The organism is Microbacterium sp. IEGM 1404 (assembly GCF_030056775.1).
Classification (GTDB): Bacteria; Actinomycetota; Actinomycetes; order Actinomycetales; family Microbacteriaceae; genus Microbacterium.
Window position 1 is genome coordinate 392,991 of sequence record NZ_JASHKP010000002.1, and the last position, 24,407, is coordinate 417,397.

Genomic DNA, 24,407 nt, shown 5'->3' on the forward strand with positions numbered 1-24,407 from the left:
GAGCGTCATGTCGGCGGGGCGACGTAGGGTGTCGGCATGAGATCGACGCGGGTGCACGTGCGACCGTCGTCGCGCGACCCGCGACCGCCGATCGCCGAGCCCCTCCAGACGGAGTACCGCCCGGCTCGGCCCGTCGACGTCGAGGCCGCGGTCGGTGCGCAACGCCACGGACGCAACGACCCGACGTTCCTGGCGTCGGGCGCGCTGCGCACCGGGGGTGTGCTCTGGCGCGCGAGTCGCACCCCGACGGGCGTCGCGACGCTCGCGCTCCGCCGCACCGCCGACGGCACGGTCCGAGCCGCGGCGTGGGGTCCGGGCGCCGAGTGGGCGGTGGACCAGCTGCCCGCGCTGTGCGGCGCGCTCGACGATCCCGACGGTTTCGACGCGTCGCGGCATCCGTCGGTCGCCGAGTGGCATCGACGGCACCCTGACCTCCGCATCGGTCGCACCGACCTCGTGTTCGATGCGCTGGTGAGCGCGGTCATGGAGCAGAAGGTCACGAGCCTCCAGGCGTTCTCCGCGTGGCGCAGCATCGTCACCTGGTACGGCGAGCGCGCCCCCGGTCCGACGCCGCGCCCGATGTTCGCCCCGCCGGACGTGGAGGGCTGGCGGCACGTACCGTCCTGGGCCTGGCATCGCGCGGGACTCGAACCGCCGCAGTCGCGCACGATCGTCGAGGCCGCGCGCCGGGGTGCCTCGGTCGAACGGGCAGCGCTGGATGCCGCGGACGGCGAGGCCCGCGACCGGGTGTTCATCAGCCTGCGCGGGGTCGGCGTCTGGACGAGCGCCGAGACGCGCATCCGGGCGTTCGGGGATCCGGATGCCGTGAGCATCGGCGACTACCACCTGGCTCACCAGGTGGGCTACGCCCTGACGGGGCACCGCACCGACGACGACGGCATGCTCGAACTCCTCGAGCCCTTCGCCGGGCACCGCCAGCGCGTCATCCGTCTGATCTACGCGGGAGCCGGACTGGAACCGCGACGCGGTCCGCGACTCGCGCCCGAAGACCACCGCGACCGGTAGACCACCGCGACCGGTCGCGCGGGGCATCGCAGGCGGCGCGCGCCTAGGCTGGGCGCATGACGCACTCCGGGACGGGCTGGCCCCGCGGACGCACGTACTGGCTTCTCGGTTCCGTGGTGCTGCTGGGCGCCGGCATCCTGTTCGGTCTGGTATGGCAGAACGTGTGGCTCGGCCTGCTGCTGGCGGCCGTGATCTCGCTGGGGTGGCTCATCGCGTTCGAGTCGAACCGCGGACGCAACGTCGGCGTCAACGACCCCGACAACGGCGTCGAGCTCTGACGCGCGGGCTCAGGAACGTTCGACGCCGGCGGCGAAGGCGAGCACCCGGGCGGTCACGAACGGCGTGACGTAGCCCGCGGCCCCCGCGGCGGGCGTCGCCTGGGCGTCGATCGTCGCCTCCGCCAACGCGCCCCGGACGAACGGTGTCGTCGCCCCCGTTTCCGTCAGCGCATCGACCGCCGACACCGTGTACTCGTCGGCCACGGCGATCCGTCGCGCCGCCGCGTCCGCGGCATCCACGTCCGACGGCGGACGCACGGCCTGCGTCGCCGCGAGCACGGGCGACACGCGCGTGTATCCGACGAGAGCGATGCCGAGCGCGGCCCACCCGCGGTCGTCGGGAGCTCGTTCGACCAGCTCGTCGCGCGCGCGGGCGAGGGCGAGCGCGCGCAGCGCCGCGGGGTCGGCCGCCGCCACGCGCGCCTCGGCGGCGTCGACGTCGATGCCGTCGGCGTCGGCGCGCGCCGCGATCACCCGTGACCGATACGCGTCGCCCGCCGCGATACCCGCCCGCCGCAGCAGCGAGGCCACCCCGTCGAGGTCGGCGTCGCCGACGAGTCGGCCACCGCCGCCCGCGGGCAGTCCGCTGACGGCCTGAGCCGTGCGGAGAGACGACCGCGCGAGCGCGGCGGCGGTGGTCGCGGCGGGGACGGAGGAGTCGTCCACCGGTTCGGCGGACATGTCCTCGGCGTACCGGGCGAGGGCGTAGGCCTCGGTCGCGGCGGTCGCGGCACGGAGGACCGCGTCGAGATCGTCGAGGGTCTCGGGCGACCGCTCGGCGAGGCCGTCGAGAAGCCCCCCGGCGGCCTCGCGCACCCGCGCGGAATCCGCCGTCGCCTCCTCGGCGGGCGCCTGCGCCGATGCGGCGAGGGCCGCCGCGTCGGCGGCCGTCGTGGCAGCAGCGAACGCCGCTTCGGTCTCTCCCCCCGCGCGCAGGGCCGAGGCGTTGGCGAGCGCGGTGCGCGCCGGGTCGGCGAGCGCCGGGTCGGTCGCGGTCTCGAGGGACGCGGAGGCGGCCTCCAGGATCGCGTCGACGGCGGCGCCGAGCGGCCCGTCGTCCTCGGCGACGTCCACGGCCGTGGGGAGGGGCGATGGGGAGGGCGGCGGCGTGGGGAACGCCGCCTCCGGAAGGTCCTCCCCCGTCATCACGGCGTAGGCGCCGGCGATGTCGGCGACCTCGGTCACCGTCATCCCGCCGGTCGCGGCGAGCTGGTCGAGGTCGACCGTCTCGCCCTGCGCGTTCCGCACCATCCGCTGACCGGCCGGAACGAGGATCGTGTCGATCCCTCCGGCCTCGACGGCCGCGGCGACCTGCTCCGCCAGCCCTGCGACGGGTCGGATCGCGCCGAACGGGGTCACCGCTCCGGACAGGGCGACCCCCGACTGGATCTCGGTGCCGTAGTACAGCGCGAGGACGCCCACGGCGGTGACGGCGCCCGCCGCCGGGGTCGCGAGGCGCGTGTCGAAGCCGAACGTGTACGCGGTGTCCGGCCGCGCGCCGGTGAGCAGCGTCGCGGCGGTGACCGCCGTCCAGGTCGCGGACTGCGTGACCGGATCGACGCCGCTGACGTCGTTCTCGGTGATGTCGACGCTGAGGCCGGCGCCGTCCGCGGAGGACGCGGTGATGCGCTGGGCGGCGAGCACCCCTTTCTTGCCGCTCGCGTACAGCACGGGCACGGTGATCTCGCTGCCCTCGAACCGGCCGTCCGACCCGGTGCCGAAACCGAGGGAGAACTGGAGCCCGCACCCCGAGAGGACGAGGACGGACACGAGAGCGACGGCCGCGGCGGCGGTGCGTCTCACGACGGCCGCTCCGAGACGAACAGCGCGCACGTCGTGTCGTAGTAGTCGTCGGTCTCTCCGGCCGGCCGCATGCCGATGCGCTCGGCGACCGCCTGCGAGGCGCGGTTGTCGGGGTGGGTCACGGCGACCACGCGAGGGATGCCGGTCGCGTGGGCGAGCGCGAGCACCGCCGCGGCGGCCTCCGTCGCGTACCCGCCGCCCTGGGCGTCGGGGTGGAAGTGCCAGCCGATCTCGATGTCTTCGACTCGCCCGTCGCCCACACCGGCGGACCACGGGATCGGCTTCAGCAGGATCGCGCCCAGCCTCCGCCCGTCGGTCCGCGTGACGGCGCGGACGCCGAGGACCCCGTCGCCGCGGTCGCTCCACCGATCGAGCAGGACGTCGACCTCGGTGGCATCCGTCATCGTCCGACCGTCGCCGATGTACCGACGCACCTCGGGCCGGCGGTACATGTCGAACAGGAACGTCCGGTCGTCTTCCGTGCGGGTCCACTCCCGGAGCACGAGCCGCTCGGTGGCGAGGTGGGTGCGCCGCATCGGCAGGTGCGGGATGCCGTCCTCGGCGAAGGGCTCGCCGGAGACGACGAATCCGAAGCGGCCGTACCACTCGGCGAGCTGAGCCTGGGCATCGAGGAGGATCGGGATGCCGGGGGCCTCGGCATCCAGGATCCCCACGGCGACGCGCATCAGTTCGGCGGCGAGCCCCCGGCCCCGCGCGGACGCGGCGGTCGCGACCCGCCCGATGCGGGTGTTGCGGCCTTCGCGCAGCACGCGCAGGGTCGCGAGCACGGCTCCGGATTCGTCCTCGGCCCAGAGCAGCTCGGCACCGGGCTCGATGTCGCGGCCGTCGATCTCGGGGTACGCGGCCTCCTGCTCGACGACGAAGACCGACACCCGGAGCCACAGCAGACGGTAGAGGGTGAGCGGGGCGATCTCGGCGACGGGTGCGCGGTGGAACGTGACGGCCATCCCTCGACGCTATCGCGCCGTCTCGCTAGCCTGACCCTCGAGCGCCGGGCGCCCACCGCCCCACCGCCCGCCACCGAGACAGGAGTGCCGATGTCCTTCCAGGCGTACCTCGACGCGGTCGAGAAGAAGACCGGGCTGACGCCGCGCCAGCTCGTCGATCTCGCGACGGAACGCGGATTCGGCCCCGACACCAAGGCGACCCCGATCCTGGAGTGGCTGAAGACCGACTACGACCTCGGACGCGGTCACGGCATGGCTCTCGTGCACGTCATCACGAAGGGCCCGCGGATCAGCGCTACCCACGTCGGCTCCGGCGGCACGCACAGCGACCCGACCGACACGCTGTGGCTCGACGGCGCCGCGTCGAACCCGCACCGCTGACCGGACGGCTCAGCCGCCCCCGAACCGGCGCGAGGCGGCCATCTGCTCGGCGACCCGACGGAGGGCGAGAATGAGCGGTTCGACCAGCACGGTGCCGAGGACGACGTAGCGGACGGCCTCTTCAGCGGAGTCCGCGGGCGTCGCCTCGAGTTCCGCCTCGCCGATGGCGGCCAGATGCTCGACGTACGCGGCGAGCACGGGTTCCGGAACCGCGAACCCCGCACGGTCGAGCGCGTTCAGGGCGCGGGCGACGGCGGCGACCTGACCCGGCGCGCACTCGTCCGGCTCACCGCCGAAGCGGGCCACGAGCGCGCGCGCCGGCTCCAGGTCGAGGTGGGCGTCGTCGTCGGCCGGGTTCACCGCCGAGCTCGCTGCTCCGAGGAGCGCGCCGGGCGCCTCCGGGGGGTTCTCGAGCACGGCGATGACGTTGCGCACCCCGGCGATCCCGACACCGGCGGCGACGAGGGCCCGGATGACGCCGAGTCGGCGCAGGTGCGGTTCGCCGTAGGTCGCCTGGGTCGGTGACGTCCGCTCCCCCTCGGGCAGCACGCGCTCGCGGAGGTAGTACTTGATCGTCGCCACGGAGACGCCGCTGCGAGCGGACAGTTCCGAGATGCGCATCGATCCCCCCTTGACTGGATAGTTCTACTATCCAACACTGGATAGTGACACTATCCAGTGAGGACGGGCCCATGGCATCCATCAATCCGGGTCGCATGACCCACCAGCACGACGGCGAACTCGTCGTCTTCCACATCGGCATGACCGTCAACCGGTGGTGGCGGCCCGACCTGTGGCTGCCCATCTCCGCCGAGATGGGGCCGATGCTGCGTGAACTCAGCACGGACCCCGAGTCGGGACTCCTCGGGTTCACGATGCTCATCGGAGCGCGCGGCCCGTACCTGGTGCAGTACTGGTCGTCGCTGGAGAAGCTGTACGCCTATGCGTCGGCGCCCGCGCAGGCGCACCGCCCGGCCTGGACCCGATTCAACAAGCGCGCGCGGAAAGCGGCCGGCGCCGTGGGCATCTGGCACGAGACGTACCTCGTCGACCGCGCCGAGTCGATCTTCGTCGCGACGCCCGCGATGGGGCTGCCGAAGGCGACGGCGATCGTGCCCGTCGGCTCACGGCACGACCGAGCGGCGGCCCGCGCGGCCGACGGGCGCACGTCGGCGCGCCCGCCGGTCGAACCCGCGCAGTGACCGGACCGGCTCAGTACCCGCTACCCGGGTTCAGGATGCCGACCGGATCGAACACCCGCTTGATCTCGTCGTGCAGCCGCACGGCGTCCTCGCCCAGTTCGCGCCGCGCCCATTCGCGCTTGAGTCGGCCGACACCGTGCTCGGCGGTCACCGTCCCGCCGAGCGACAGCGCCAGAGCGAAGATGTCGTCGGCGGCGCGGACGGCGGTCTCGGGCAGGTCGCCCTCGCCCGGCTCGACCACGATGATCGGATGCAGGTTGCCGTCGCCGGCGTGACCGAACACGAAGATCGGCACCCCGTGACGATCCGCGATCAGACGGATGCCGCTGATCGCCTCGGCCAGCCGGCTCCGCGGGACCGCGATGTCCTCGATCAAGGGGCGACCGATGCGTTCCAGTGCCGGAAGCGCCTGACGCCGCGCGGACAGGAGGTCGGCGGCGCGCTCGGCATCCTCGGTCCACTCGTGATGGGTCGCGGTCGGAGCGACCGCCGCGAGGACGACGGCCATCTCCTCCTCGGCGCCGAAGCCGTCGGTCTGCGCGAGCAGCAGGGCCTCCCCCTGAGCGCGCAGCGCCGTCCCGGAGGCGGCGTCGATCGCCCCGAGCGTCGCGCCGTCGAGGATTTCGAGCACCGCCGGGCGCGCACCGCTCACCGCGATCGCGGCGACCGCGCGCGCCGCGTCCTCCAACGTCGCGAAGAACGCGGAGGCCGTGGCCACCCGCTGCGGCGCCGGCAGCAGGCGCACGCGGGCCGCGACGACGATGCCGAGCGTCCCCTCGGACCCCACCACGAGGCCCGCCAGGTCGTACCCGGTGACGCCCTTGATCGTCGGCCGACCGAGGCGGAGGAGCGAACCGTCGGCCAGGACCACGTCGACCGACAGCACCGCATCGCGCGTCACGCCGTACTTCGCGCCGCGCAGGCCCCCCGCGTTCGTGGCGATGTTGCCGCCGACCGTGGAGATGCCGACGCTGCCCGGATCCGGCGCGTACATCAGGCCGCGGGTGCGAGCCGCGGCATCCAGGTCGGCCGTGATGACGCCGGCCTCGACCTCCGCGGTGCCGTCCACCGGGTCGATCGAGCGGATGCGGGTGAGGCCGGAGAGATCGAGGACGATCGCGCCCTCCCCCGCGACGGCCCCGCCGGCCAGACCCGAACCGGCCCCCCGGGTGATGAGGGGGGTGCCGGCGGCCGCCGCGCGCCGGACGGTCTCCTGCACCTCGGCGACGTCGCGGGCCACGACGACCTCGGTGGGCGCGCCCACCGGTCGGAGTCCCGAGCGGTCGATCGCCCGGTCGATCTCGGTCGCGGGAGCGGTCATGCACGGACCTTTCGTTCGGCTCGGAGAGCGGGGAGGACGTGCTCGGCGATGTCCTCGAGCAGGCGCGTGCTCTCGGTGAGACCGAACTCCGGCGGGAGGAACGCGATGAGGTCTTCCGCCTCGGCGACGGCGGAGTCGGCCTCGAACGGCACGCGGGTGTGGAAGCCGACGTGCAGACCGCGGGCCGACGAGCCCGCCGAGGGGGCCGAGACCGCGAGCGCGCTCACGATGCCACCCCCGCCCGCGCGGCGTGGGCGATCTCGGCCGGCAGCGGCACGCTGCCCGGACGGTCGCCCCGGGCGGCCAGGATGCCGAGGGCGTGCTGGATCGCCTCGGCGAGCGGGACCGTCCGGCCTGAACCCCGGGCGAGCAGCACGATGTCGCCGACGAGGTAGTCGCTCTCGACGCTCGTGCCGCGTTCGAGGCTCTGCCACGTCGACAGCCGCCCGGCCACGTGGCCCGGGACGTCCTCGACCGGGAGGAACCCCTGCTCGGCGGGCGCCACGGCCAGGTCGAGCCGCGCGAAGAGCGCCTCCGCCTCGCGACGCAGCGCGTCGGTCGCGGCATCCCGCTCCGCCGCGTCGACGTCGAAGACCTCCACCACGTTGCGGAGATTGGCGAGGAGCTTCCGCCGCTTCGTGGCCGCGATGTCGTCCACCACGGATGCCGCGAAGCCCGCGCGGGCGAGATCCTCCCGCACGGCCTCGACGAAGGGCGCACCCGCGGCCGTCGCCGCGCCCACGCGCGCGACACCGATCGTCGGCCACGAGGGCGAGACGACCTCGCCCGGGCGCAGGTGACTGGCGGCGATCCCGACGGAGACGCCCACCACGGCCGCCGAACGCCGCGACGCGACGGCTTCGGCGGAGAGCCCGTTCTGCAGCGTCACCACCGGCAGATCCGCCACCGCTCCTCCCCCGGCGAGGGGGCGCCACGCGACGGAGGCCAGCGCCTGCTCGGCATCCTGCGCCTTCACCGCGAGGACGACGGAATCGCCCTCCGCCGGCTTGGCGGCGTCGACCGATCCGACCACGTCCACGACGACGGTCTCGTCGCCGTGCGGGCGGCGGACGGTCACGCCGCGCTCACGGATGACCTCGAGCGCCGCCCCGCGCGCGACGAGCACGGCGGGCACGCCCGCGGCCCGCCACTGCGCGGCCAGGAGGGCGCCCAGGGCTCCCGCCCCGACGATGAGCCGGCGTCCGGTCACGCGACGTTCCGCCGACCGAACACGACCTCGGGGTCGATCCCGCGCCGGGCGACCTCTTCGCGCACGAGCGGGATGACCAGGCGCCCGGCATCCACCGCGTCGTTCAGGTCGCCGAGCGTCGGGAGCGAGACGATGTCGGCGCCGAGCTCGACGTACCGGACGATGGCCTCGGCGATCGTCTCGGGCGAGCCGACGAGCAGCGACGATGCGCCACCGGAACCGGCGACGCCGCGCGGGGTCCACAGGACGCCGCCGTCGTGTTCCTCGGACTGCTCCGAGAGCTCGCGCAGACGCACCGAGCCGACGTTCGTGCTGTTGATGTCCTTCACCTTCTCGTAGAAGGGGCGGGCGGCCTCGAGGATGGCCCGGGCCTTCTCGCGGGCGAGCGCGTCGGTCGCGGCGACCACCGGGCGGAACGTGACCCAGAACCGGAGGCGGTCGGTGCGCCCCGCGGCACGGGCGTGGGCGTAGACCCGGTCGATCTGCTCGGCCGTCTGCGCGAGGGGCTCGCCCCACAGCGCGAAGATGTCGGCGTGCGCGCCACCGGACGCGTAGGCGAATTCGCTGGACCCCCCGAGGGACACGGGGAGCGCGCCGCCGGAGTGGGTCGCGTATCCGGGCCCGAAGCCGTCGAAGCGGTAGAACTCGCCCTCGTGCGAGAACGGCTGCTTCTCCGTCCACACGCGGCGGAGGACCTGGATGAACTCGGACGAGCGGCGGTAGCGCTGCTCCTTGTCGAGGTAGTCGCCCTGGCGGGCCTGCTCCTGGTCGCTGCCGCCCGAGATGATGTGGACGAGCGCCCGCCCGCCCGAGAGCTGGTCGAGCGTGGACAGCCCCTGGGCGGCGACGGTGGGGAACGCCGAGTTCGGACGCACCGCGACAACGGTCTTGAGCTTCTGCGTCGCGGCGAGGACGGTCGCGGCGAGCGCGTACTGATCGGCGCTGGACGAGGCGTACGGGATCAGCGTGTAGTCGAAGCCGTAGGCCTCGATGGTGCGTGCGTAGTGGCGCAGCCAGTCCACGTCGATCGGCGTGGTGAAGGTGTTCCCGCCGGGAGCCGAGGACCCGGGGGGACGACTGCCGACCATGTTGACGAATTCGACGGGCATGGGAGTTCCTTTCGCGAGAGACGGAGGTTCAGACCGTGGCGGGCACGGAGGATCGGATGCCGCGGGGATCGGGGACGGCGGCGACGAGGGAGCGGGTGTAGGGGTGCCGGGGCGTGTCGAGCACCTCGGCCGCGGTGCCGTGTTCCACGACGCGGCCGTGACGGAGGACGGTGACGGTGTCCGCGATCTGGCGGACGAGCGCGAGATCGTGCGAGACGAACAGGTAGGTCAGACCCCGCTCGACCTGCAGTCGCGTGAGCACGTCGAGGATCTCGGCCTGGACGGTGACGTCGAGCGCGCTCGTGGGTTCGTCGAGCACCAGCACGTCGGGCTCGAGGACGAGGGCACGGGCGATCGCGACGCGCTGGCGCTGGCCGCCCGAGAGGGCCGCGGCGCGGCGCCGCCACAGGTGCTCGCGCAGCCCGACCGCGGTCAGGGCGGCGCGGGCCGCCTCGCGCCGCGCGCGCCGGTCGCCCACGCGATAGCGGTCGAGAGGCTCGCGGACCAGGCTCTCGACGTGCCACGACGGGTCGAGCGACGTGAAGGGGTTCTGGTACACCAGCTGCAGATGGCGCCGCACGGTGCGCAGCTCCTTGCGGGAACGCCCGCGCACGGTGTCACCCGCGACGCGGAGGTCGCCGGCATCCGGAGTCTCCAAGCCCAGGAGGAGGCGGACGGTCGTCGTCTTTCCGGAACCCGATTCGCCGACGAGTGCGTGGGTGCTTCCGGCGGCCACCTCGAACGAGACGTCGTCGACCGCGCGCAGCTCCTCCCCGCCGACACGAAAGGTCTTCACGACGTCGGACACCTGCACGGCGGGGCGGGCGGGGTCGATGCGCCGTTCCGCCAGCACCGCCCGGTAGCGGTCGGGCGAGAGCGCGGGGACATCGGCGCGGAGCGCGGCGGCGTACTCGGAGCGCGGCGAGGCGAACACCTGCGCCACCGGCCCCGCCTCCTGGATCACGCCGTCGCGCAGCACGACGAGGTCGTCGGCGCGTTCGGCCGCGAGCGCGAGGTCGTGCGTGATGAGGAGCAGGCCGATCCCGAGGGATGTCCGGAGGTCGGTGAGCAGGTCGAGGATGCGCTTCTGGATCGTCACGTCCAGGGCGCTCGTGGGCTCGTCGGCGACGAGGAGCGCCGGCTCAGGAAGCACCGCGAGCCCGATCAGCACGCGCTGGAGCATCCCGCCGGAGAGCTGGTGCGGGTACGAGCGATACACGCGCTCCGGATCGGCCAGGCCCACGCGGTCGAAGATTTCGAGGATGGCGGCGTGGCGGCGCGCGGTATCCCGCTCCCCGGTCAGGGCGGCCGCCTCGTGCGCCTGGCTGCCGATGGTCCGGACGGGGTTGAGGGCCGACGCGGGGTCCTGCGGCACGAACCCGAGACGGCGTCCGCGCAGGGGGCGGAAGCGGGCGAGGGGCAGGCCCAGCACGTCGTCGCCCTCGAGTAGCACACGGCCTTCGGCATGACCGGAGTCGCGCGGGAGGAGCCGCAGCACGGCCTTCGCGATGGTCGACTTGCCCGAGCCGGACTCGCCGATGAGGGCGAGGCTCCGGCCGCGCCGCAGATCGAACGAGACGTCGGAGACGACCCGGCGGCCGCCGTACGACACCGACAGGTCGCGCACGGAGAGGAGGGTGTCCGTCATGGTTCAGTCCTTCGCTCGCAGCCAGCGGCTGACGCGGTTGATCGACAGCACCACGACGACGATGACCGCCGAGGGGGCGTAGACGAGCCAGGGGCTCGACACGAGGTAGTCCTTGCCCGCCGAGACCAGCAGGCCCCAGTCGGATGCCGGGGGCGGGTCGCCGTAGCCGAGGAACGCGAGTCCCGCGATGACCAGGATCGACACCCCGAACTGCAGGACGGCGAGCGACAGCACGGATCGCGAGGCGTTGGGCAGGACGTGCGTCAGCAGCACGTGCAGGCGCGACCCGCCCTGCAGCTGCGCGGCCTCGACGTAGACCGTGCCGCGCACCTTCAGCGCCTCGGAGCGCATCACCCGTGCGAAGACGGCGACGGCCGAGACACCGGTCGCGATGGCGGCGTTGATGGTCTGGAACCCCAGCGAGCTCACGACGACCACGGCGAGCAGGAAGCTCGGGATCGCCAGCAGCACGTCGACGACGCGCGCCGTGAGAACGTCGACGAGGCCGCCGAAGAAGCCCGCGACGAGCCCGAGCAGTCCGCCGACGAGCACGGCGATGCCCACCGCGATCAGGGCGCTCAGCACCGACGAGCGGGTGCCGTAGACCACGCGGGTGAAGACGTCGCGACCGAGGTTGTCGGTGCCGAACCAGTGCGCGAAGCTCGGGGCGAGGAGCTTCTCACTCGTGTCGCCGACGACGGGATCGGACGCGGTGAACACGGAGGGCGCGATCGCCCAGGCGGTGACGATGACGATCACGAGGATCGCCAGGACGACGGCGACCGGGATGCCACGACGTCGAGCGCCGAGCGCGTCCGAACCGGACAGCGCGGGGGTCAGGACAGCGGTCATCGGACGCTCGCTTTCTCGGGAAGCGCCGTGTCCGCGATCGGGGCCGGCACGGCGGTCCGGCGCGGCTGCAGCAGCGACACGCGCGGATCCAGGACGGGGTAGAGCAGGTCGGCGACGAGGTTCACGGCGACGAACACGACCGCGGCCAGCGCGACGATCGCCTGCAGGACGGGGAGGTCCTGGGTCGCCACCGCCGTCTGGACGACGCTGCCGATCCCCGCCCGACCGAAGACCGTCTCGGTGATGAGGGCGCCGCCGAGCAGCTCGCCGACGGTGAGCGCGATGATCGTGACGACCGGGAGCGCCGACGGCTTGAGCAGGTGCGCGAAGAACAGGCGCGCCCGCCCGAGCCCCCGGGCGTAGGCGACGACGGCGTAGTCCTCGCCGAACTCGTGATCGAGTCCGGTGATGAGCACCTGCGCGATCTGCGCCGATACCGGGATGCCGAGCGCCACCGCCGCGAAGAACGTGGCCACCGGGCTGTCCGGCTCGATGACCGAGAACAGGCTCAGCTGGAAGGCGAAGACGTTCAGCAGCAGCAGGCCGATCACGAAGTTCGGCACCGAGAGGAACAGGGCCGGAACCGAGCGCAGCACCTGCGCCGCCCGGCGCGGGAGCACCTGGGTGCCGTACGCGAGGGCGAAGGCGAGGACCAGGGCGACACCCAGCGCCGACGCCGCGAGAGCGAACGTCGACGGCAGGGCGTCCCCCACGATCGTGGCCACCGGCTGGCTGGACCTCAGGGAGACCCCGAGGTCGCCGCGGACGAAGCGCCCCAGCGCCTCGACCAGCTGCACCCAGACCGGGCGGTCCAGTCCGTAGAACTCCACCATTCTCTGGATCTGGTCTTCGGTGAAGCCGTTCTCGGGGTTGCGCAGGGTGCTCGTGAGCGGATCGCCGGGGAGCACGCTGATCACCACGAAGGTCAGCACGTAGGCCAGCAGCACCACGACGACCGCTTGGCCGAGGCGCTTGGCAGCGAAGATCAGATAGGCGGAGTTCATATCGGGAGTCCTACTTCTGCAGGTACGCGGTGGCGTAGTCGGCGATCGCGACGCCGTTGTAGGTGACGCCCTGGAGCTTCGGGCTCTGGACGTAGATGCGCTGCACGATCTGGGTGATCGGCACGAACAGCCCCTGCTGGAGCACGTACGTCTGCAGCTCGTCGACGGCCGCGGCGCGGTCGTCCTTGTCCGTTGCGCGGGCGATGCGGTCGCGGAGACCGTTGAGCGTGGTGTCCGTCTCGCCGAGGCCGAACCAGTCTTCGCCCTTGTTGGCGTTGGTGAGGATGCCGGCGACGGTCCCCACGTCGATGAACGACCGGGTGACCTCGTACAGCGGGGTGTTGGCACCGATCTTGACCTTCTCACCGAAGGTCGCCACGTCGTAGGTCTGGACCGTGACGTCGAAGCCGAGGTCGCCGAGCTGCTGCGAGACCAGTTCGTCGATCGACGCGGACGTGGCGAGGTACGGGTTGGCGTACAGGGTCACCGCCAGGGTCTGCCCGTCCTTGCTGCGCTTGCCGTCGGTTCCCTTGACCCAGCCGGCCTCGTCGAGGAGCGCGGCGGATGCCTCCGGGTCGTACGCGAAGTCGGCGGAGTGGTCGGTCGACTCGGGGACACCGCTCTGGATGAAGCCTTCGGCGGCCTCCCACCCGTCGGTGTAGACGGTGTCGAGGATCTGCTGGCGGTCGATGCCGTGCTGGAGCGCCTGACGCACCTTCACGTCGCCGAACGGAGCGGCCTGCACGTTGACGGCGTACCCGTTGGTGAAGCCCAGGTACCGCGGGAGGCCCGCGACGAAGCCCTTGTCGGTGAGACCGGCGATCTCGCTCGGCTGGACGTTGTAGATGACCTGCGCCTGGTTCGAGCTCAGTGCGCCGATGCGGGTGCTGGACTCGGCGACCTGCTTGTAGGTGAGCGTGTCGAGGTAGGCGGGGCCGGTGTGTCCGAGGGCCGCGGGGCCCCAGTTGTAGTCGGCGCGCTTCTCGAGCACGACGTCGTCGCCGTCGGCCCAGCTCTTGATGGTGAAAGGACCCGAGCCCGAGAAGTTGTCGAGGTTGCCCTGGTCCTGCTTGCTGAGCGCCAGCGTCTTCGGCGAGACGAGGATCGAGCCGTGGTAGCCGAGGGTCGGGATGAACCCGAGCGTCGAGGCGGAGAACGTCACCGTGACGGTCGCGGCGTCGACGGCCGTGGCCTTCTGGTACGTCTTCGGGAACAGGCCGATGGGGGCGATGCCCTTGTCCGCGCTGCCGAACGCCCAGTAGTCGAGATTCGCCACGACCGCGGCGGCGTCGAGCGGCGTGCCGTCGGAGAACGTGACGCCCTCCTTCAGGTGCAGCGTGAACTCGGTGGCATCCGTGTTCTGATCCCAGCTCTCGGCGATCCAGGGCGACACCTCGCCCTTGTCGTCGACGTAGACGAGCTTGTCGGTGACCTGGCCCCAGATGTTGCCCTGGTAGCTGGAGATCGAGCTCTCGTTGGGCACCCAGCTGGTGCCGAGCGAATTGATCAGGAAGACGACGTCGCCACCCTCGGTGGGAGCGGCGTCGGTGGGGGCGGCCGCGGTCGTGGAGCCGGCGCAGCCGGCGAGGAGGGTCAGGGACAGGGCGAGGGCGGCGCCGAGGGCGGCACGCCGTCGACGCTTCGGGGATGAGGACATGGTTGTGATCCTTGGTCGGGGACGACCGCCGGGCGCGGTCGGGAACTCTCCAGCGAGTCTCAGCGGGCCGTGGGCGAGCGTCCAACGACGACGACCGATCGGAAACGATCGGTCGTCGTGATGGATGCCGAAACCCCCGGGATCCGCAGGATTCCGGGGGTTTCGAGGTGTGGAGCGTGGATCTTGCGCCGGCGGCGGGGCCGGCGCGCATGACGCCGTGTTGCGTCAGACTCCGAGGACCCGTCGTCCGGCGGTGAGGAGCGCCTGGTCCTCCTGGGGCGGGTGCACGCGCGCGGAGAAGACGTCGCGCAGGTGGCGCTCGAGGGGGTTCGTGCGGCTGAGGGCCGGGTTCCCGAGCGCGGCCACGGCCGCCTCGACGGCGGCGATCGCCGCGCGGACGATCAGGACCTTCGCCAGCGGAACGCGCGCGACGGCTTCGGCGTCGCCCGCCACGGCCTTCTCGGTCACTCCGTACAGCAGCGTCTCGGCCTGGACGAGCTGCGCCTCGATCTCGCCCGCGACGGTCTGGATGCGGTCGGTGGTCGCGATCGGACGCCCGAGCCCCGCGGGCACGCGATCGTGGGCGAAACGGGTGAAGAAGTCCTGCGCCGCGCGGGCGACGCCGACGTACAGCGCCGCGTGCGTCAGGCCGAGGGCGCTGGCCTGCGCCGCGGGGTCGCGGTACACCCCCGTGAACGGGATCTCGAGGAAGTGGTCCGCCGGGGACTCGACCCCGTCGTAGACGACGTCGTGGGTGGAGCTGGCCCGCAGGCCCAGGTGGTCCCAGGTCGGGATGATGGTGATGCCGGGCGCGTCACCACGGACGATGAGATGTCCGACCCGCGGCTCGGGGTCGTCTGTCTTCGCCCACACCAGGTGGTAGTCGAGGCCGGTGCTGGCGGTGACGTAGGCCTTGCGTCCGGTCACGGCCCAGCCGTCCGCGGTGCGCCGGACCGTGGTGGCGGGGAGTCCGCCCCGTGCGGGCGCGCCCAACTCGGGCTCGGCGCGGGCGGTGTTGATGGAGACCGGACGCTCCGCGGTCTCGGTGACGACCTTCTCGTACAGGTGAGCCGGCCACACGTCGTGATCGATCTGGGCGACGTGGGTGGCCACGGTGTTCGCGACGATGAGGGCCACGGAGGGGTCGCCGCGACCGATCGCCTGAAGGATGCGGAGCCGCTCGAGGGCGTCGACCTGATCGCCGCCGAAGCGTTCCCCGAGCACCGCCTGGAAGACTCCCGCCCGGTGGACGGCCGCGAGACCGTCGGTGGGGAAGTCGCCGGAACGGTCGTAGCGTTCCGCGGTTTGGGCGACGGCGGCGGTGAGGGCGCCGAGGTCGACGCGCGAGAGGGTCGGAGAGGCAGTCATGCTCCCCATGCTCCGCGCGCGGGGCCACGGGCGTCCAACAGCGATCCCCGAACCGCACTCATCGGGCATTCCGATGGTCGGGGATCACGCCGATACGGCGTGGATGTGACGTCGGACGGCGAAGAACCCGTCGAGGGATGCCATCGCCGCCTGCTCCACGTCGGGTTCGAGCCCGCGCCGCGTGATGAGCCGCACGAAGATCCGGCCGAGGTCGGGGAAATCGCGGCGCACGACCAGTCCCGCGGGCGCGCGGCCGGCAGTGGGCAGGACCGCGATGCCGAGTCCGGCGCGGGCCGCGGCGATCACGCCCTCGAGGCTTCCGGACTCGGCCGCGATGTCGACGCGGGCGCCGATGTCGCCCAGCTCCTGGAGCGCGCGCTGTCGCATGCCGCACGGCTCGATGTAGGCCACCAGCGGCACGGCCTCGCCGTGCCCGGGCGGCTGCCAGGAGGGCGACGCATACCAGTTCAGGGGCAGCTCGCCCACCTCGACGCCGGCGACGGTCGAGCCGGTGTCGAGCACGACGGCGAGGTCGATCGTGCCCTTGGTCACGGCATCCGTCATCTTGGTGGAGCGGTCGATGTGGAACTGCACCTGGCGGTCGGGGAACGCACGACGGAGGGTCCCGAGGAGCTCGGGCAGGATCTGCTCGGCCGCCGTCTCGGTGGAACCGACGACGATCGTGCGGGCGCGGGTGACGTCCAGGCGCGCGAGGGCTTCATCGTGGACGGCGAGGATGCGCCGGGCCTCGGCGAGCAGCTTCTCGCCCGCAAGGGTGAATCGGGCGCGGCGGCCGTCGCGCTCGACGAGCGGCTGCTGCAGCCGCTTCTCGAGGGAGCGCACGTGCTGACTCACCGTGGGCTGCGACATGTGCAGGGCCACGGCGGCACGACCGAATCCTCCGCACTCGTCGATGGCGACGAACGTGCGGAGTTGGATGATGTCCAGAGTCTCGGCCATTCCTGGACGATAGACGGCCGGATGCCGCCCCCGCTCGGCGGCGGTCACGCGCGTTCACATGGCATCCATCGGGCGCGACGATGAGTGCTCATCACAGACCCGGCATTGCTGACCGCCGGGCGGCCTTCCTAGGCTCGGACGGTGCGCCATCCGACCGGCGCCGCCACGAGGAGTGAGAGATGAGCGACTTCTTCGACCGCGAGGGAGACCGCGCCTACACGCGGGACTACAAGGAGACGACGCCGGACGTGCTGGCCGCGTTCACGGCCTTCAACGACAGCGTGTTCGCCCCGGAGGGGCGCGAGATCCCGCTGAAGTTCCGCGAGCTCATCGCCCTGGCGGTCGGGATCACGACGCAGTGCACCTACTGCATCGACGGTCACTCGCAGGCCGCCGTCCGAGCCGGCGCCTCGAAGGCCGAGCTCGCCGAAGCCGCGTGGGTCGCGACCGCGATCCGCGCCGGCGGCGGGTTCGCACATGGCCGGCTGGCGTTCAAGCTGTCCGGCATCCACGACGCCGAAGCGGTGCACGCGCATGTCTGACGTCCTCGTCACCGCGACCGAACTGCGCGACGCCCTCGCCGCCGGTCGATTCGCCGACGGCGGTCCGGTCCGGGTGCTCGACGTGCGCTGGCGCCTCGACCGTCCCGACGGGCGGCCCGAGTACCTCGCCGGACACATCCCCGGCGCGCAGTACGTCGACCTCGACCACGACCTCGCCGCGCACGGCGAGCCCACCGAGGGGCGGCATCCGCTTCCGCCCGTCGAGGCGCTGCAGGATGTCGCTCGGCGTTGGGGCATCGACGATGGCGACACCGTCGTCGTCTACGACGACCTGAAGAACCTCTCGAGCGCGCGCGCCTGGTGGCTGCTGCGGTACGCCGGCGTTGCCGACGTGCGCCTGCTCGACGGATCGCTGCGGGCGTGGACCGACGCCGGCTTCGAGGTGGAATCCGGGGATGCCGTCGCCCCCGCGCCGGGATCGGTGACCCTGGCCTACGGCGCTCTGCCGGTGCTGCCGCTCGAGGACGTGCCCGGTTTCGCGGACGGGTCGCTCCTGCTCGACGCGCGCGCCGGGGAACGGTACCGCGGTGAGGTCGAGCCGATCGACCCGCGCGCGGGGCACGTTCCGGGAGCCGTCAGCGCGCCGACCACCGAGAACGTGGGGGCCGACGGGCGGTTCCACGATCCGGAGGCGCTGCGCGAGCGGTTCGCCGCACTCGGTGCCGCCCCGGGGGCCGAGGTCGGCGTGTACTGCGGGTCCGGCGTCACGGCCGCGCACCAGGCGGTGGCGCTCACCCTCGCCGGGTTCACGCCGCGCGTGTTCCCCGGCTCATGGAGCCAGTGGTCGAACCACCCCGAGCTCCCCGTGGCGACCGGTCCCGAGCCGCGCTGACTCAGGTCCAGAGCTCCTCGATCGGCACCGCGCGGCCGAGCACGTTCTCGGCGGCGCGGTGCCCCGACAACAGAGCGCCGGGGACGGTGGCGGGATCGTCGCCCCACGTCGCTTCGCCGGCGAGGTGCAGGACACCCCCGACGGGTACGGCGAGGTCGTCGTGGTCGGGGCCGACCGAGCCGGGCTTCATGTAGCTGTACGACCCGCGCGAGAACGGGTCGTCCTGCCATCGGGTGACGACGACGCTCTCCGGCTCGGGAATCGCGTCGCCGTACAGACGGCGCAGCTGCGTCATCGTCGAGGCCGTGATCTCCTCGTCGCTCCAGTGCCGGGTGGCGACCGCTGCGGGACCGGCGGCGAAGGTCAGCAGGGCCGCCTCGTCGTGGATCCGCCCGAGGTCGTACCAGGAGTGCCACCACTCCCCCTCGTCGCCGAACTGACGGATGCCGTAGACCCCGGCATCCCAGAATCTCTCGGGGAAGCGCAGCACGACCTTCTCGAAGGCATTGGATGCCAGGACCCCGAGCACCCGCTGGTGCGTGTCCGGCAGCGGCGGCGTGATCGTGACGTCACCGGACTGCAGGACGCCGATGGGGAGCGTGACGACGGCGCCGGCACCGTGGAAGGTTCCGTGGTCCGTGGTGACGGTGACGCCCTCACCGGACCAGTCGACGGCCGTGACGACGTGCTCGAGGCGGACGTCGAGAACCTCGGCGAGGTGGGTCGCGAGTTCGTCGTACCCGCGCGGGAAGACGACTTCGTCGCCGTTGACGGTGTCGTCGTCGAGTCCGTGCGCGCCGAGCACCGTCATGTGGACGCCGTACTGCTCCTCGGCGCGGCGGCCGTTGTACTCGCGCACGCGCTGCGCCCGTTCGGGCGCCCAGTCGCGTCCTGCGAGGGCCTCCTCGACGACGTCGGCGTACGTGGCGTCGGGAGCTGACCGGGCGATGATCTCGACGAGGTCGGCGTTCAGGGCGCGGACGTCGTCGGCGAAGGCCTGCACCTCCTCGGGTGCGAGGCGGGCGGCATCCGGACCGAAATAGATCAACGGACGGCTGTCGGGCTGGTACCCGCCGACCGTGAACTCCGCCATCGGCATGCCGAACGCGCGCGCGGCCGCCTCGACGGGACTGTCATTGATGCCGTGGATCCAGGACGCCCCGCGGTCGGTGACGCGGTGCCCGTCGCGCTGCGAGTGGACGCGACCGCCCACTCGGTCGCGGGCCTCCACGACGACGACGCGTTTGCCCTCGCGAGCGAGGAGACGGGCGGCGGACAGACCCGCGATTCCCGCTCCGACGACGACGGTGTCGAACTGCTCCTGCATGACGGCTCCCTCGAGTAGACGACCGTGTCACGAGAGTAGTCCGAGCGGGGGTCTGGCGACGTTAGTGTGAGCGCATGATCCCGTGGGAGAACCTGGTGGCCTTCGCGCTGGCCTCCGTCGTCATCATCGTGATCCCGGGGCCGAGCGTGCTGTTCGTCATCGGCCGGTCCATCGCGCTCGGTCGCCGCGCGGGCGTGCTCAGCGTGGTCGGGAACGCCCTCGGAACGATCCCGGCCGTGCTGGCGGTGGCGTTCGGCGTGGGGGCGATCGTAGCCTCGTCGATCGTGGCCTTCACGGTCATCAAGATCGCCGGCGCGGTGTATCTCGTCTGGCTCGGCATCCAGGCCATTCGGCACCGTCGAGACGCGGCGACAGGTGCCGTCGGCGGCCCCCGATCGTCGTGGACCCTCCTGCGCCAGGGCATCGTCGTCGGCATGACGAACCCGAAGACGATCGCCTTCTTCGTCGCCGTGCTCCCCCAGTTCGTCTCACCCGCGGCGGGACTCGTGTGGGCTCAACTGCTGTTGCTGGGGCTGCTGTTCCAGGTGCTCGCCCTCCTGTGCGACAGCACGTGGGCGCTCGCGGCGGGCACCGCGCGCGAGTGGTTCGCCCGCTCACCGAAGCGCATCGCGGCGCTCTCTGGTGCGGGCGGCGTGATGATGATCGGGCTCGGTGGGACGCTGGCGCTGACGGGCGCGAAAGCGTAGGTCGGGCCCGCCCCTTCCGCTCCGCGAGCAGGAGCGGTCGTACGCCTTCGCGCTTCACCAGGGCGGGACGTCGGATGCCGAGCGCGGGGGCACGTCCGCCGACCCGTCGTCGGGGAGGAATCGCACGCGGGGCGCGGTGGCGTGGGGACCCTGTTCCGTGGACGGGCTTCGTCGGTGAGTGACGCCCGCCGAGGGGTAGGGATCGGGGGTGTCCGTGTACGTGCGGCCGGTCGGGGAGGTCCATTCCAGGACCCCCGCGTCGCCCTGCCGCACGGTCCATCGCGTGAACTGCTTCTGGGTGCGGTGCCGCTGGCACAGGTGCGCGAGGTTGGACACGCGGGTGGCGCCACCGAGGTGGTGGTCGAGGGTGTGGTCGACCTCGCTCCGGATCGCGGGAGTGATGCATCCCGGCCACCGGCAGTGCCGGTCACGGGCGCGGAGGTGCCGGTCGATCGCGGCGGTGCGCGCGTAGGTGTCGGTGTGCAGCACAGCGCCCGAGACGGGGTGGGTGATGACGCGGTCCCACGGCACGCTCGTCGCGTCCGCCAGATCTCTGGCCAGGGCAGTATCGATGGGGCCGCGCCCCACGAGCTCGGCGGGGGCGGTGGTCTCGCGCGCGGGGTCGAGAACGGTCAGCGCGGGAACCACGACCTGAACGCGGGCACGGATCCTCCCGAGGGTCCCCGGACCGTCGCCGATCCGCGTCGGATCGATCGCGGGATCAGCCGTCAGGAGCATGTCGGCGAACACGTCCGCGCGCACCTGGTCCACCGACCGGGTGTCGGGTGCCTTCGCCGAACCGCTCGAGCCGACTGAGCCCCGCGCGGCCGGGCTCCGGGGCGTCGTCGCCCGAGCCGTCGCCGCCTCGTCGGGGCGGGCGTCGACGATCACGCGGGCTTGCTGCGTCAGCCGGTCGAACACCGCCTCGGCCAGCACCGTCGGCAACGTCGCGATCAGATCCGACATCCCCTCCGCCCCGGGCACGATCCGCACACACCGCCCTTCCCGCGCGGCCCGATGACGCTCGGTGATGGTCCGCGGCTGCAACGCCTCGGACGCGATCGTGAGTCGGGACTTCAGACGCCCGGGGCTGGACACCTCGCCCGCCAGCGCGGCGGCAAGGGCATCGAACTCGGCCCGTTTCTCCGCGGGGAGCTGCACCCCGACCTCGGCGATCACCCGCACGTGCCGCCGCGACACGGCCCCCGCTTCCCACGCGGCCACGACCTTCGGGAACGACTCCACCAGGGTCATCGCCTCGTCCACGTCGCGCTGCACCGCCCGGTCCGACACCCGGCACGCCGCGGCGATCTCGGACGCGACTTCTCGCAGAGCCATCTCCGCCGCACGCCCCGACGCCCGCGTTCTCGACGACGACTCCCGCGCGAATCGTCCTGCCGCCGCCAGAGCACGCACGCGCGCGACCTCGGCCGCCGCGACCACGGCCTCGGCCCGTACGACCTCCGTCACCAGGACCGACAGCACTCCCACATCCCCCGACGGGCCTGTGTCTGCGGGCGCACCCGCGAGGGGACCCGTGGCCCCGGGCGGCGGGGCGCCCGCGGACGGTCCGGCCGCAGAAGCTGCGCGGCCTACCGGCGGTTCGGCATCGCCCTCGGCGGGGCCTGACGAAACATTCGAAGACATGTTCTAAGAATAGGCCGCGACGCCGACATTCCCCAGACCAGAGGATATATCTGTGAACAACTCGCGGCGACCGACGCCTGTGTAGGAGCCGTCGACGCGACGCGGATCGCCCACGGAAGACGTCCCGACGAGTCCCCCGCCACCCGCCCCGCGCTCGCGCTCCGGAACGGTCGAACGGGCCGCCGCACGCGCGGCAGTAAGGTCGAACGGCCCGCCGCGTCCTCTCGACGCATCCCCCTCTGGAGGCTCGTGGACGTCGTCACCTCCATCGCCGACCGATACGGCACGGTCGTCGGGGTCACCGTCCTGGTGTGCCTCCCCCTCGGCATCCTCGTCGCCGTCCTGCTCGCTCGTCGGAGGATCCGACGCGGATGGTCGCCGCGGTGGGCACGCCGCTCCGCCGCCGCCGAGGTCGGGATGGTGCTCGGGACCGCGCCGTGGGTGTGGATGATCATGACGCCCACCGGCGGGGCGGGCGGCATCCGTCTCGCGCCGTTCCGAGACCTCGCTGCGGTTCTGTCGGGCGGCGACGCCGTGATCCAGGTGGTCGGCAACCTGCTGGTGTTCGCCGCACTCGGCGCACTTCTCCCCGTGCGGTTCCGCCTCGGGCCGCCCCCGCTGGTCGTCCCGCTCGTCTTCCTCATCGCGGCGGCGTGCTCGAGCGTCCTGGAAATCCTCCAGCTCCTGCTCCCCCTCGGGCGCGTCGCTTCGACCGACGACGTCCTGGTCAACGCCTTCGGTGCCGCGGTCGCATCGCTGCTCTCGTTCGCCTGGTGGCGGAGTCGCTCGTCACCGCGCGCCGCTCACCCCTGATCGCACCGCGATATCGACGCCCCTCGCCGCCCGAGCCCGCGCGTCTCCGTCGCGCCGCGGCCCGACACCCCGACACCCCGGCACTCCCGGCACCCCGGCATCCCGACGCCCCGCACCCCGACACCCCCATCACCCCGGCATCCGCCGCCGCGGGCCGCCGCCGCCCGCTCGACTCAGTCGACCTCGTCGACCGGAGCCTCTTCGTTCATCGGCGCGGGCCGCGCACCGCGGCGGCCGTACCGCACCCAGAAGTAGCCGTAGCAGAGCAGGACGAACGGGATGCCGAAGTACAGCGCCGGAGCCTGATCGGGGTCGAAAGCGATCGCGACGATCGACGCGGTCAGCAGCACGAACGCGAGGATCGGCACCACCGGGTAGAAGGGCGTGTGGAACGGCAGGTCTGCGACGTCTCCCCCACCGCGGACGAACTGCCGCCGGTGGAAGAACTGCGCGGCGACGATGGACATCCACACCGCGACGGCGGCGAAGCCCGCGATCGAGACCAGCACGAGGTACACCGTCTCCGCCGCGATGACACTCGAGATCAGCGACACCAGTCCGATCCCGAGGCTGACCAGGAGCGCGATGATCGGGATGCCGCGGCGGGTCAGGCGAGTGAACGCGCGCGGGGCGTAACCCTCCTCGGCGAGCGAGAACAGCATGCGCGCACAGGAATACAGTCCGCTGTTGCCGACCGAGAGGAGGGCCGTGATGACGACGAAGTTCATGATGTCGGCGGCGTACGGGACGCCGACGTACTCGAAGACGTCGACGAACGGGCTCGAGCTGAGGCTTGCCCGGTCGTAGGGCAGCAGGGCCGCGATCACGGTGATCGACAGCACGAACAGCACGAGCAGACGCAGCACGGTCGATCGCAGAGCGCGCGGGATGTTGCGACCCGGATCCTTCGTCTCGCCCGCGGCCACGCCCACCAGCTCGGCACCGCTGAAGGCGTAGAACACCGCAAGGGAGGTGATCAGGACTCCCCCCAGCCCCGCGGGGAGCACGCCCTCCGGAGTCAGGAAGTTGCTGAGCAGCACGGCCTCGTGCGGTTCCGGCGACAGCGGCGTGAATCCGAAGATCGCCATGCCGCCGAGCACGATGAGCGCGACGATCGCGACCACCTTGATGAGGGCGAACCAGAACTCCGTCTCGCCGAACACCCGGGCCGAGATCGCGTTGAGCGTGAAGAGGACGGCGGCGAAGACCAGGCACCACACCCACACCGCGACATCGGGGAACCATCTCTGCATCAGGATCCCGGATGCCGTGAACTCCGACCCCAGTGCGACCACCCAGCACAGCCAGTACAGCCACGCCGTCGCGAATCCCGTGGCCGGTCCCATCGTGCGGGCCGCATAGACGTGCAGCGACCCCGACACGGGATACACCACCGCGAGCTCGCCGAGGCACACCATCACGAGCCACACCACGAACGCGCCGAGCAGATAGGCGAGCACGGCCCCCAGTGGCCCGGCCTGCTGGATCGTGTACCCCGAGCTGAGGAAGAGTCCCGAGCCGATGACGCCGCCGAGGGCGATCATGACCAGGTGCCTGGCATCCATGGCTCGACGGAGCGTGCGCGGCGGCTCGGCTGTCGCGGCGGCGTCGCGGGGCAGGGGCGACGAACCCGAGGAGGAGGTCATGAGGGGGGAACTCGCAATCGTGGGAGCCGGCGGAGATCACGCGCCGGAGCCGGCGCTTCCAGAGCAGTCACGGCGCAGGCAAGAG

At 72.3% G+C, this 24,407-nt stretch carries 24 protein-coding genes; 8 read left to right on the plus strand and 16 right to left on the minus strand.

Features of this window, described 5'->3' with window-relative positions; genetic code table 11:
- The first annotated feature begins 36 nt into the window (after positions 1-36).
- Together QM517_RS07615 and QM517_RS07620 are read left to right on the plus strand one after the other, a co-directional pair.
- The gene (locus QM517_RS07615) at positions 37-1,026 is read left to right on the plus strand and encodes a DNA-3-methyladenine glycosylase family protein (RefSeq protein ID WP_283286311.1); all 990 of its coding nucleotides are present in this window, start codon (positions 37-39) and stop codon (positions 1,024-1,026) included.
- 56 nt (positions 1,027-1,082) lie between these two features.
- A complete protein-coding gene (locus tag QM517_RS07620) occupies positions 1,083-1,304 on the plus strand; it encodes a hypothetical protein (RefSeq protein ID WP_077052432.1) in 222 nt (73 codons plus the stop codon).
- A gap of 9 nt (positions 1,305-1,313) precedes the next feature.
- Here the strand turns inward: QM517_RS07620 and QM517_RS07625 are convergent, their stop codons facing one another.
- Entirely contained in the window at positions 1,314-3,107 is a 1,794-nt protein-coding gene (locus tag QM517_RS07625; RefSeq protein ID WP_283286313.1) for a S16 family serine protease, read from the minus strand.
- Positions 3,104-4,075 (minus strand): GNAT family N-acetyltransferase, encoded by a 972-nt coding sequence (locus QM517_RS18620; RefSeq protein ID WP_308208896.1) that lies wholly within the window; start codon positions 4,073-4,075, stop codon positions 3,104-3,106. The genes QM517_RS07625 and QM517_RS18620 overlap by 4 nt, the downstream gene beginning before the upstream one ends.
- A 90-nt stretch (positions 4,076-4,165) precedes the next feature.
- Here QM517_RS18620 and QM517_RS07640 point away from each other — a divergent pair, with 90 nt between their 5' ends.
- The gene (locus QM517_RS07640; protein WP_077052434.1) at positions 4,166-4,456 is read left to right on the plus strand and encodes a DUF4287 domain-containing protein; all 291 of its coding nucleotides are present in this window, start codon (positions 4,166-4,168) and stop codon (positions 4,454-4,456) included.
- 9 nt (positions 4,457-4,465) lie between these two features.
- On the opposite strand, the gene QM517_RS07645 is transcribed toward QM517_RS07640, so the two are convergent.
- Complete coding sequence (locus tag QM517_RS07645; protein ID WP_283286315.1) at positions 4,466-5,077, minus strand: MerR family transcriptional regulator; 612 nt, start codon at positions 5,075-5,077, stop codon at positions 4,466-4,468.
- A 71-nt stretch (positions 5,078-5,148) separates the two neighbouring features.
- Here QM517_RS07645 and QM517_RS07650 point away from each other — a divergent pair, with 71 nt between their 5' ends.
- Positions 5,149-5,658: a DUF4188 domain-containing protein gene (locus QM517_RS07650; RefSeq protein ID WP_077052436.1), complete on the plus strand. Its 510-nt coding sequence runs from the start codon at positions 5,149-5,151 to the stop codon at positions 5,656-5,658.
- A gap of 10 nt (positions 5,659-5,668) precedes the next feature.
- Here the strand turns inward: QM517_RS07650 and QM517_RS07655 are convergent, their stop codons facing one another.
- The 10 genes from QM517_RS07655 to QM517_RS07700 form a co-directional block, all read right to left on the minus strand.
- The gene (locus tag QM517_RS07655; RefSeq protein WP_283286317.1) at positions 5,669-6,979 is read right to left on the minus strand and encodes an FAD-binding oxidoreductase; all 1,311 of its coding nucleotides are present in this window, start codon (positions 6,977-6,979) and stop codon (positions 5,669-5,671) included.
- Positions 6,976-7,206 carry a hypothetical protein gene (locus QM517_RS07660; RefSeq protein WP_283286319.1) on the minus strand — a complete coding sequence of 77 codons (231 nt, stop codon included), beginning with the start codon at positions 7,204-7,206 and terminating at the stop codon, positions 6,976-6,978. Before QM517_RS07660 ends, QM517_RS07655 begins: the two co-directional genes overlap by 4 nt.
- Positions 7,203-8,189 (minus strand): ketopantoate reductase family protein, encoded by a 987-nt coding sequence (locus tag QM517_RS07665; protein WP_283286321.1) that lies wholly within the window; start codon positions 8,187-8,189, stop codon positions 7,203-7,205. The genes QM517_RS07660 and QM517_RS07665 overlap by 4 nt, the downstream gene beginning before the upstream one ends.
- Positions 8,186-9,298 (minus strand): LLM class flavin-dependent oxidoreductase, encoded by a 1,113-nt coding sequence (locus QM517_RS07670; protein ID WP_283286324.1) that lies wholly within the window; start codon positions 9,296-9,298, stop codon positions 8,186-8,188. Before QM517_RS07670 ends, QM517_RS07665 begins: the two co-directional genes overlap by 4 nt.
- Before the next feature lie 28 nt (positions 9,299-9,326).
- Positions 9,327-10,946, minus strand: a complete 1,620-nt coding sequence (locus tag QM517_RS07675; protein WP_283286326.1) for a dipeptide ABC transporter ATP-binding protein — start codon at positions 10,944-10,946, stop codon at positions 9,327-9,329.
- Between the two features lie 3 nt (positions 10,947-10,949).
- A complete protein-coding gene (locus tag QM517_RS07680) occupies positions 10,950-11,798 on the minus strand; it encodes an ABC transporter permease (RefSeq protein WP_077052442.1) in 849 nt (282 codons plus the stop codon).
- The gene (locus tag QM517_RS07685) at positions 11,795-12,802 is read right to left on the minus strand and encodes an ABC transporter permease (RefSeq protein WP_283286328.1); all 1,008 of its coding nucleotides are present in this window, start codon (positions 12,800-12,802) and stop codon (positions 11,795-11,797) included. Before QM517_RS07685 ends, QM517_RS07680 begins: the two co-directional genes overlap by 4 nt.
- 10 nt (positions 12,803-12,812) lie before the next feature.
- Positions 12,813-14,459: an ABC transporter substrate-binding protein gene (locus QM517_RS07690; protein ID WP_283286331.1), complete on the minus strand. Its 1,647-nt coding sequence runs from the start codon at positions 14,457-14,459 to the stop codon at positions 12,813-12,815.
- A 225-nt stretch (positions 14,460-14,684) separates the two neighbouring features.
- Positions 14,685-15,827 carry an acyl-CoA dehydrogenase family protein gene (locus tag QM517_RS07695; protein ID WP_283286333.1) on the minus strand — a complete coding sequence of 381 codons (1,143 nt, stop codon included), beginning with the start codon at positions 15,825-15,827 and terminating at the stop codon, positions 14,685-14,687.
- An 84-nt stretch (positions 15,828-15,911) separates the two neighbouring features.
- A complete protein-coding gene (locus tag QM517_RS07700) occupies positions 15,912-16,787 on the minus strand; it encodes a LysR family transcriptional regulator (protein WP_077052446.1) in 876 nt (291 codons plus the stop codon).
- A gap of 179 nt (positions 16,788-16,966) precedes the next feature.
- Between QM517_RS07700 and QM517_RS07705 the strand changes: the two genes are divergently transcribed.
- Both QM517_RS07705 and QM517_RS07710 read left to right on the plus strand, forming a co-directional pair.
- Positions 16,967-17,329, plus strand: a complete 363-nt coding sequence (locus QM517_RS07705) for a carboxymuconolactone decarboxylase family protein (RefSeq protein ID WP_076495178.1) — start codon at positions 16,967-16,969, stop codon at positions 17,327-17,329.
- On the plus strand, positions 17,322-18,182 hold the full coding sequence (locus tag QM517_RS07710; RefSeq protein ID WP_283286337.1) for a sulfurtransferase: 861 nt from the start codon (positions 17,322-17,324) through the stop codon (positions 18,180-18,182). Before QM517_RS07705 ends, QM517_RS07710 begins: the two co-directional genes overlap by 8 nt.
- Position 18,183: 1 nt before the next feature.
- Here QM517_RS07710 and QM517_RS07715 read toward each other — a convergent pair whose 3' ends face one another.
- Positions 18,184-19,509 carry a flavin monoamine oxidase family protein gene (locus QM517_RS07715; RefSeq protein ID WP_283286339.1) on the minus strand — a complete coding sequence of 442 codons (1,326 nt, stop codon included), beginning with the start codon at positions 19,507-19,509 and terminating at the stop codon, positions 18,184-18,186.
- A gap of 74 nt (positions 19,510-19,583) precedes the next feature.
- Between QM517_RS07715 and QM517_RS07720 the strand changes: the two genes are divergently transcribed.
- A complete protein-coding gene (locus tag QM517_RS07720; protein ID WP_283286341.1) occupies positions 19,584-20,216 on the plus strand; it encodes a LysE family translocator in 633 nt (210 codons plus the stop codon).
- 54 nt (positions 20,217-20,270) lie between these two features.
- Here QM517_RS07720 and QM517_RS07725 read toward each other — a convergent pair whose 3' ends face one another.
- Entirely contained in the window at positions 20,271-21,701 is a 1,431-nt protein-coding gene (locus QM517_RS07725) for an HNH endonuclease (RefSeq protein ID WP_283286343.1), read from the minus strand.
- A 411-nt stretch (positions 21,702-22,112) separates the two neighbouring features.
- Here QM517_RS07725 and QM517_RS18625 point away from each other — a divergent pair, with 411 nt between their 5' ends.
- Positions 22,113-22,676, plus strand: coding sequence for a VanZ family protein (locus tag QM517_RS18625; RefSeq protein ID WP_283286345.1), 564 nt, complete (start codon positions 22,113-22,115; stop codon positions 22,674-22,676).
- A 173-nt stretch (positions 22,677-22,849) separates the two neighbouring features.
- Here the strand turns inward: QM517_RS18625 and QM517_RS07735 are convergent, their stop codons facing one another.
- Entirely contained in the window at positions 22,850-24,322 is a 1,473-nt protein-coding gene (locus QM517_RS07735) for an amino acid permease (RefSeq protein WP_283286347.1), read from the minus strand.
- Between the last annotated feature and the right edge of the window lie 85 nt (positions 24,323-24,407).

What these genes read in the sequence shown, in the direction of transcription:
- QM517_RS07615 (WP_283286311.1), top strand. Translation starts at nt 37, where the DNA reads ATGAGATCGACGCGGGTGCACGTGCGACCGTCGTCGCGCGACCCGCGA.
- QM517_RS07620 (WP_077052432.1), top strand. Translation starts at nt 1,083, where the DNA reads ATGACGCACTCCGGGACGGGCTGGCCCCGCGGACGCACGTACTGGCTT.
- QM517_RS18620 (WP_308208896.1), bottom strand. Translation starts at nt 4,075, where the DNA reads ATGGCCGTCACGTTCCACCGCGCACCCGTCGCCGAGATCGCCCCGCTC.
- QM517_RS07640 (WP_077052434.1), top strand. Translation starts at nt 4,166, where the DNA reads ATGTCCTTCCAGGCGTACCTCGACGCGGTCGAGAAGAAGACCGGGCTG.
- QM517_RS07645 (WP_283286315.1), bottom strand. Translation starts at nt 5,077, where the DNA reads ATGCGCATCTCGGAACTGTCCGCTCGCAGCGGCGTCTCCGTGGCGACG.
- QM517_RS07650 (WP_077052436.1), top strand. Translation starts at nt 5,149, where the DNA reads ATGGCATCCATCAATCCGGGTCGCATGACCCACCAGCACGACGGCGAA.
- QM517_RS07655 (WP_283286317.1), bottom strand. Translation starts at nt 6,979, where the DNA reads ATGACCGCTCCCGCGACCGAGATCGACCGGGCGATCGACCGCTCGGGA.
- QM517_RS07670 (WP_283286324.1), bottom strand. Translation starts at nt 9,298, where the DNA reads ATGCCCGTCGAATTCGTCAACATGGTCGGCAGTCGTCCCCCCGGGTCC.
- QM517_RS07675 (WP_283286326.1), bottom strand. Translation starts at nt 10,946, where the DNA reads ATGACGGACACCCTCCTCTCCGTGCGCGACCTGTCGGTGTCGTACGGC.
- QM517_RS07680 (WP_077052442.1), bottom strand. Translation starts at nt 11,798, where the DNA reads ATGACCGCTGTCCTGACCCCCGCGCTGTCCGGTTCGGACGCGCTCGGC.
- QM517_RS07685 (WP_283286328.1), bottom strand. Translation starts at nt 12,802, where the DNA reads ATGAACTCCGCCTATCTGATCTTCGCTGCCAAGCGCCTCGGCCAAGCG.
- QM517_RS07690 (WP_283286331.1), bottom strand. Translation starts at nt 14,459, where the DNA reads ATGTCCTCATCCCCGAAGCGTCGACGGCGTGCCGCCCTCGGCGCCGCC.
- QM517_RS07695 (WP_283286333.1), bottom strand. Translation starts at nt 15,827, where the DNA reads ATGACTGCCTCTCCGACCCTCTCGCGCGTCGACCTCGGCGCCCTCACC.
- QM517_RS07700 (WP_077052446.1), bottom strand. Translation starts at nt 16,787, where the DNA reads ATGGCCGAGACTCTGGACATCATCCAACTCCGCACGTTCGTCGCCATC.
- QM517_RS07705 (WP_076495178.1), top strand. Translation starts at nt 16,967, where the DNA reads ATGAGCGACTTCTTCGACCGCGAGGGAGACCGCGCCTACACGCGGGAC.
- QM517_RS07710 (WP_283286337.1), top strand. Translation starts at nt 17,322, where the DNA reads ATGTCTGACGTCCTCGTCACCGCGACCGAACTGCGCGACGCCCTCGCC.
- QM517_RS07715 (WP_283286339.1), bottom strand. Translation starts at nt 19,509, where the DNA reads ATGCAGGAGCAGTTCGACACCGTCGTCGTCGGAGCGGGAATCGCGGGT.
- QM517_RS07720 (WP_283286341.1), top strand. Translation starts at nt 19,584, where the DNA reads ATGATCCCGTGGGAGAACCTGGTGGCCTTCGCGCTGGCCTCCGTCGTC.
- QM517_RS07735 (WP_283286347.1), bottom strand. Translation starts at nt 24,322, where the DNA reads ATGACCTCCTCCTCGGGTTCGTCGCCCCTGCCCCGCGACGCCGCCGCG.